8 protein-coding genes and 1 tRNA gene are annotated in these 6,794 nt (G+C 68.3%); 2 read left to right on the top strand and 7 right to left on the bottom strand.

The window, feature by feature from the left end; genetic code table 11:
- The 5 genes from ACH107_RS28645 to secG all read right to left on the bottom strand — a co-directional run.
- Window positions 1-606 (bottom strand): hypothetical protein (locus tag ACH107_RS28645; RefSeq protein ID WP_412509136.1); only part of this gene is annotated, 606 nt, incomplete at its 3' end.
- Window positions 572-1,015 carry a TerB family tellurite resistance protein gene (locus tag ACH107_RS28640; RefSeq protein WP_412509137.1) on the bottom strand — a complete coding sequence of 148 codons (444 nt, stop codon included), beginning with the start codon at window positions 1,013-1,015 and terminating at the stop codon, window positions 572-574. The genes ACH107_RS28645 and ACH107_RS28640, both read right to left, overlap by 35 nt.
- 58 nt (window positions 1,016-1,073) lie before the next feature.
- Window positions 1,074-1,508 carry a TerB family tellurite resistance protein gene (locus ACH107_RS28635; RefSeq protein WP_412509135.1) on the bottom strand — a complete coding sequence of 145 codons (435 nt, stop codon included), beginning with the start codon at window positions 1,506-1,508 and terminating at the stop codon, window positions 1,074-1,076.
- 252 nt (window positions 1,509-1,760) lie between these two features.
- Entirely contained in the window at window positions 1,761-3,404 is a 1,644-nt protein-coding gene (locus tag ACH107_RS28630; protein WP_412509134.1) for a CTP synthase, read from the bottom strand.
- Window positions 3,405-3,576: 172 nt separating this feature from the next.
- A complete protein-coding gene (secG, locus tag ACH107_RS28625; protein WP_310691377.1) occupies window positions 3,577-3,969 on the bottom strand; it encodes a preprotein translocase subunit SecG in 393 nt (130 codons plus the stop codon).
- Window positions 3,970-4,103: 134 nt separating this feature from the next.
- On the opposite strand from secG, the gene ACH107_RS28620 reads away from it, so the two are divergent.
- Window positions 4,104-5,396, top strand: a complete 1,293-nt coding sequence (locus ACH107_RS28620; protein ID WP_412509133.1) for an adenylosuccinate synthase — start codon at window positions 4,104-4,106, stop codon at window positions 5,394-5,396.
- 10 nt (window positions 5,397-5,406) lie between these two features.
- On the top strand, window positions 5,407-5,628 hold the full coding sequence (locus tag ACH107_RS28615) for a DUF2842 domain-containing protein (RefSeq protein WP_310691380.1): 222 nt from the start codon (window positions 5,407-5,409) through the stop codon (window positions 5,626-5,628).
- 321 nt (window positions 5,629-5,949) lie between these two features.
- On the opposite strand, the gene ACH107_RS28610 is transcribed toward ACH107_RS28615, so the two are convergent.
- A tRNA-Glu gene (locus tag ACH107_RS28610) sits at window positions 5,950-6,024 on the bottom strand.
- A gap of 67 nt (window positions 6,025-6,091) precedes the next feature.
- Window positions 6,092-6,794 (bottom strand): DHHA1 domain-containing protein (locus ACH107_RS28605; RefSeq protein ID WP_412509132.1); only part of this gene is annotated, 703 nt, incomplete at its 5' end.

The raw sequence follows: 6,794 nt of genomic DNA, 5'->3' as shown, positions 1-6,794 counted from the left end.
CAGGCCGGGCGTGGGCGGCGTGCGCGCAATCTCGACGGCGCCGCGCGCCCAGTCGTCGTGCCGCTGCATGAGCCACCAGGTCTGGGCGTCGCAGGCGGCCAGGTCGGCGCGCCCCTCGATCACCGCCCGGACCGAGGCCCGGTGCGCTCCGGTCATGACGATGTCGCCATGGGTCAGCCCGGTGTCATGGCAGAACCGATCCAGCGCGGCCCAACCCGATTGGCTCAGGGCCTCGTTCAGGGCCAGCACTGGCATGGCGGGCAGGGTCTGTGTGCGGCCCAGAATCACGCTGTTGTAGTCCCCCGGCGCGCAGTCGGGCAGGCCGAAATCGGCCGTCCCGATCAGGGTCACGCTGTCGCGCAGGCGCGCGCGGTAGGGCAGGCCGCAGGTCTGGGCCAGCACCAGGTCCGGCGCTTGCCAGACCGCCCAGGGGTCGCACGCGCGGGTCAGATGGGTGGGGGCGGGGATGCCCCGCGCGTCCAGCCTGTCGCGGATCAGGCCCCAGAACCGATCCGTTGCGGCGCGCGTCTCGGGCCGGTCGTACATGGGCAGGGCGGCGATCACGCCGCGGCTATCCCCGCCGGGCCTCGACGCGGCGGCGGGCATGGGCGCTGTCCTGGTCGGTCACACCCAGCATGGGCGCCACAAGCCGCAGCAGCGCGTCCTCTTCGTGGTCGCGGACACCATCGGCCAGCACGATGTCCCACAGGGCCTCGATCACGCCCTCGCGTTCCTCGTAGGGCACGCTGTCCTTGATGGCGCGGGTGAAGCGGACGGTGTCGGGCGCCTCGGCCTCGACCTGCTCGGCCTCGCGACGCATTTCGGCGGCGGCCTCAGGGCTCAGCGCGAAGCGGGTTTGCAGCACCGCGTCGATGCGCGTCACCTCGCTGGCATCATAGATGCCGTCCGAGCGCGCGATGCGCACGAGCAGGGCGGCCAGGGCCAGGTGCGAATCATCGGCCGGGATGGCCTGCGGGGTCGGGGCGGTCAGGGCGCGCAGAAGATCGGCTATCATTCCGTCGATATAAGCCGCGCGCGGCCCGAGGCCAATCCCCGTCACGCCCGGGCCTTTCTCAAGGCGCGTCGCGCAGGGCCTCGGCGCGCTCGGGCGCCATGCCCAGGGCCTCGCTTGCGAGGGCCACGACCTGGCGCTCGCTTTCGTGGCGGACCCCGTCGGCGCAGGCCACGGCCCAGAGCGCGCGCACGAAGGCCTCTTTCTCGGGCGCGGCGATCCCGGCCTCGAGGATATGTGCCAGGTCCGCGGTGTCGGGCATGGCCGCTTCCAGCTTTTCGCATTGGGCGCGCAGTTGGGCGGCCTCGACGGGGTTCAGATCATAGAGGTCGGCCAGCAGGTGGTCGATCTCGTGGATCTCGGAAAACAGGTAGGTCCGGTCGGCCTTGGCCACCCGCACCAGCAGGGCGCCCAGGGCGTGTTGCACATCGGCCGGCGGCATGGGCGTCTCGGGCGGATCGGCCAGGTGCAACCGGGCCAGCAGTTTTTCCAGCATTGCGGTACCTGTCCTTTCAACATCCGGTGCGTCAAGTCTGCGCCGCTCCGGTCCGGGTGCAAGAAAAAATTGGCCGATGACCTCGACCGCGCCCATTCGGTTCGGGGCATGCCCGGCCGCAACATCCCGATTGCGCCAGGTTTCTTTGGGTCAAAAATACCGCGGGGGGAGTCGGGCTTGCCCTACGGGGGGCAGCGCCCCCCCAACACGCGCGCCCCCGGGCGGACGGGGCGCGCAAACGAGCGGAACCGCTCAGACCAGGCGCGAATTTTCCACGGCCGCCCGGATGAAATCCGCGAAAAGCGGATGCGGCGCAAAGGGCTTGGATTTCAGCTCGGGATGGAACTGCACCCCGATGAACCAGGGGTGCTCGCGCCATTCCACGATCTCGGGCAGGCGGCCGTCCGGCGACATGCCCGAAAAGACCATCCCGGCCTCTTCCAGCTTGTCGCGGTATTTCACGTCCACCTCGTAGCGGTGGCGGTGGCGTTCGTCGATGCCACTGGTGCCATAAACCCCGGCCACCCGCGAGCCTTCCGTCAGCACGGCGTCATAGGCGCCCAGGCGCATGGTGCCGCCCTTGTCGTCGGTGTGCCTGCGCTTGACCTTCTCGTTGCCCTGCACCCACTCCTTGAGATGGTAGACCACCGGCTCGAAGCGTTTCTTGCCGGCCTCGTGGTCAAACTCCTCGGACCCGGCGGTGGTGACGCCGGCGACATTGCGCGCCGCCTCGATCACGGCCATCTGCATGCCCAGACAGATCCCGAGGTAGGGAATCCCGCGGGTCCTGGCGAACTGTGCGGCCTTGATCTTGCCTTCGGTGCCGCGCTCGCCAAAGCCGCCGGGGACCAGGATCGCGTGAAAGCCCTCCAGGTGGTTGGCGGCGTCGTCCTGATCGAAGACTTCGGCATCGACCCAGGAGACGTTGACCTTGACCCGGTTGGCCATGCCGCCATGGGTCAGGGCCTCCTTGATGGATTTGTAGGCGTCTTCCAACTGCGTGTATTTGCCCACGATGGCCACGTTGACCGCGCCGTCCACGTTGTGGATGCGGTCGGCCACGTCGTCCCAGACGCGCAGGTCGGGCTTGGGCGCGGGGTGGATGGCAAAGGCGTCCAGCACCGCCTGGTCCAGCCCCTCGCGGTGGTAGGCCAGCGGGGCCTCGTAGATCGAATTCAGGTCATAGGCGGCGACCACGGCGTCCTTGCGCACGTTGCAGAACAGCGCGATCTTCTCACGCTCCTTCTCGGGGATGGGCTGTTCCGAACGGCAGACCAGGATGTCGGGCGCGATGCCGATGCTCTGCAACTCCTTGACCGAGTGCTGGGTCGGCTTGGTCTTGAGCTCGCCGCTCGCGGCCAGGTAAGGCAGCAGCGTCAGATGCATGAAGATGCATTGCCCGCGCGGCTTGTCGTGGCTGAACTGGCGGATCGCCTCGAAGAAGGGCAGGCCCTCGATATCGCCGACGGTGCCGCCGATCTCGCAGAGCATGAAATCGACCTCGTCGTCGCCGATCCCGATGAAATCCTTGATTTCGTTGGTGACATGGGGAACCACTTGGATCGTCTTGCCCAGGTAGTCACCGCGGCGTTCCTTTTCCAGCACGTTGGAATAGATACGCCCCGACGAGACCGAGTCCGTTCCCCGTGCGGCGACCCCGGTGAAGCGTTCGTAGTGGCCCAGGTCGAGGTCGGTTTCGGCGCCGTCATCGGTGACGAAGACCTCGCCGTGCTCGAAGGGCGACATGGTGCCGGGATCGACGTTCAGGTACGGGTCGAGCTTGCGCAGCCGCACAGAAAAGCCGCGCGCCTGCAGCAGCGCGCCAAGTGCGGCCGAGGCCAGCCCCTTTCCAAGCGACGAGACCACGCCGCCCGTGATGAAGATATAGCGCGCCATATGCAGGAAGCCCCCGTGGAACCGTCGGAATTGTCAGGATCAGGGCCGTTCGGCAGCCCCATCATCACGGGAGTTAAGAATAACCGGATTCGCCCCGCGAACGCAACCGGTCACGCAAGATCATGTTGGGGCGCCTCTTGCGCCCGCAACAGGTTGTGGCCGTTTCGGGCGATCAGTTCGCGTCTGGCACCAGCGGGGCATCGCCCGTCCCGCCATCGGACCCGCCGCTCGAGGGCGGCAGCAGCGCGTCGCCGTCCATCGTCGGGGCCGTGGTGCCGTCCTCGCTGGCCTCGGCCGGGGCCGCGCCGTCCACGACCGAGCTTTCCGCCGCATCGCGCGCGGCGAGGATCGTCAGGGTGATCGAGGTGCCGATGAAGGCCACCGCAAGCAGCCAGGTCAGCTTGCCCAGGGCCGTGGCCGCGCCGCGCGCCGATACGAGGCCGCCACCGCCGCCGCCGCCACCGCCACCCATGCCCAGGCCGCCGCCTTCGGAACGCTGCATCAGCACCACGCCGATCAGCGTGAGGGCAAGCAGCAGGTGGATGACAAGAACGACGTTCTGCATGGGGCGAGCCTTTGATTGCGCAACGACGCGTATCTAGAAGCCAAAGCGCCCGCCCGCAACCCCATTCGCCCCTTTCGCGGGTCTCGGGCTTGGCCTATATCTGCGCGGGTTTCCAAACGCGAAGGACTGAACCGATGGCAAACGTGGTCGTGGTCGGCGCCCAGTGGGGCGACGAGGGCAAGGGCAAGATCGTCGACTGGCTGAGCGAGCGCGCCGAGGTGATCTGCCGCTTTCAGGGCGGGCACAACGCGGGCCACACGCTGGTCATCGACGGCGCGGTCTACAAGCTGCACGCGCTGCCCTCGGGGGTGGTGCGGGGCGGCAAGCTCTCGGTCATCGGCAACGGCGTGGTGCTGGACCCCTGGCACCTGGTGGAAGAGATCGCGACGATCCGCGACCAGGGTGTCGAGATCACGCCCGAAACGCTGATGATCGCCGAGAATACGCCGCTGATCCTGCCGTTCCACGGCGAGTTGGACCGCGCGCGCGAGAACCAGAACTCGGTGGCCAAGATCGGCACGACGGGGCGCGGCATCGGCCCGGCCTACGAGGACAAGGTCGGCCGCCGGGTCATCCGCGTGGCCGACCTGGGCGATGATGCGACGCTGGAAACCCGCGTCGATCGGGCGCTGGTCCATCACAACGCGCTGCGCCGCGGGCTGGGGCTGGAGGCCATCGACCGCGACGCGCTGATCGCGCAGCTCAAGGAGATCGCCCCGCAGATCCTGCCCTTTGCCGGGCCGGTCTGGAAGGTGTTGAACGACAAGCGCAAGGCGGGCCGCCGCATCCTGTTCGAAGGGGCGCAGGGGGCGCTGCTGGACATCGACTTCGGCACCTATCCCTATGTCACCTCATCCAACGTGATCTCGGGGCAGGCGGCCACGGGCACCGGCGTCGGCCCGGGCAGCATCGACTACGTGCTGGGCATCGCGAAGGCCTATACCACCCGCGTGGGCGAGGGGCCTTTCCCGACCGAACTGGACGACGCCGACGGCCAGCGTCTGGGCGAGCGGGGTCATGAGTTCGGCACCACCACGGGGCGCAAGCGCCGGTGCGGCTGGTTCGACGCGGCCCTCGTGCGCCAGACCTGCGCCACGTCCGGCGTGACCGGCATCGCGCTGACCAAGCTTGACGTGCTGGACGGGTTCGAGACGCTCAGGATCTGCACCGGCTACGAGTTGGACGGCGAACGGCTGGACTACCTGCCCACCGCCGCCGACAAGCAGGCGCGCTGCGTGCCGGTCTACGAGGAGCTGCCGGGCTGGCAGGACAGCACCGAGGGCGCGCGCAGCTGGGCCGACCTGCCCGCGAATGCGATCAAGTACGTCCGCCGGGTGGAAGAGTTGATCGAATGCCCGGTGGCGCTACTCTCCACCTCGCCGGAACGGGATGACACCATTCTGGTGACCGACCCCTTCGCCGACTGAGGAGGCCCCCTTGGCCCTGTCGCTCAAAACCCGCAAGCGCCTGTCGCTGCTGATCCTCGTGGTGGGTCTGCCGGTCTATATCGTGGCCTGCGTGACCGTGGTGAACTGGCTCTGGCCCGACCCCCTGACGCGCCCGCCGATGGGGGCGGAACTGGCGATCTACGTCGGGCTGGGCGTGCTCTGGGCCTTTCCGCTGAAATGGGTGTTCAAGGGTGTGGGCCAGGGCGAGTGACGGGCAGGTCGGGATAACCTGCCCGCCCCGGGTCAGGTTGGTGCAGGGCCGGCGCGCGACTTGATCGGCACACAAGACGCAGAGCGCGTGGCGACGCGGGGTTGAACCGCGATGCGGTATCTGCCCGTCCGAGACCAAGGCCATCACCAGTCACACAATGGATCGTGAGAGACGGCGCAGGCGGAGCGGGTAATCTTGGCCAGAAACGCCTTGGCGGCACGCCAAGTTCCCGACAGGATCCCGAAAACGGTGGACCACACCCAGCAGACTGGCACTCCGCCGGAGTGTCACCTTGGGGCTTTACCATAAATCAGGAATTGGTGGCAGCCCGTAGGGGAATCGAACCCCTCTTTCCAGGTTGAAAACCTGGCGTCCTAACCGATAGACGAACGGGCCACGTTTGCAGTGAGGCGGTGTTTAGAAAAACCCCCGAGGCGACGCAAGAGGATTCGTGCGCTTTTTTTCAATGGGCTGGCGCGGCATCCTCGAGGCGCAACTGCGGGCTGCGGCGGCCTTGCCAGGTGTTGATTTCCAGCCGCCCGGCAAGGTGGAAGCGCGCCCCGTCGTGGGATGTGAGCGCGGCGCCCAGCGGCCCGTCCATGGCACCGAAGGCGATGGCCTCGACCTTTGCGCCCAGCCCGTCGCCGAAGGTCACCTTCAGGTGGCCGGTGCCCACCGGCTTGGCAAAGAGGATCCGGCAATCGGCGAAGGCAAAGCGCGGCGCCGGCGCCCCCGCGCCGAAGGGGCCGGCCTGCTCGATCTGTTCGACCAGCTCGACCGTGGCGGCCCCCGGCATCAGCAGCCCGTCGAGCGTGAGGTCCGCGGGGCCTAGCCGGTCGGCGCCCTGCCGGGCCAGCAGGTCGGACAGGCGTGACATGGCCACCTCTAGCTTGTCGCGGGCCAGGCTCAGCCCCGCGGCCATCTTGTGCCCGCCCCCCTTGAGGAGCAGCCCCTCGGCGGCCAGCCTCTGGATCGCCGCGCCCAGATCGACACCGGTGACGGATCGGCCCGATCCCTTGCCCGCGTCGCCCTCCAGCCCGATGACGATGGCGGGGCGGTTGGTGCGTTCCTTGAGCCGCGAGGCGACGATGCCCACCACGCCGGGGTGCCAGCCTTCGCCCGCCGCCCAGACCAGCGGCCCGTCCAGCCCGCGCGCCTCGGCCTGG

This window comes from Roseovarius halophilus (ex Wu et al. 2025) (assembly GCF_047086965.1).
This window is presented reverse-complemented; position numbering and strand designations above follow the sequence as displayed.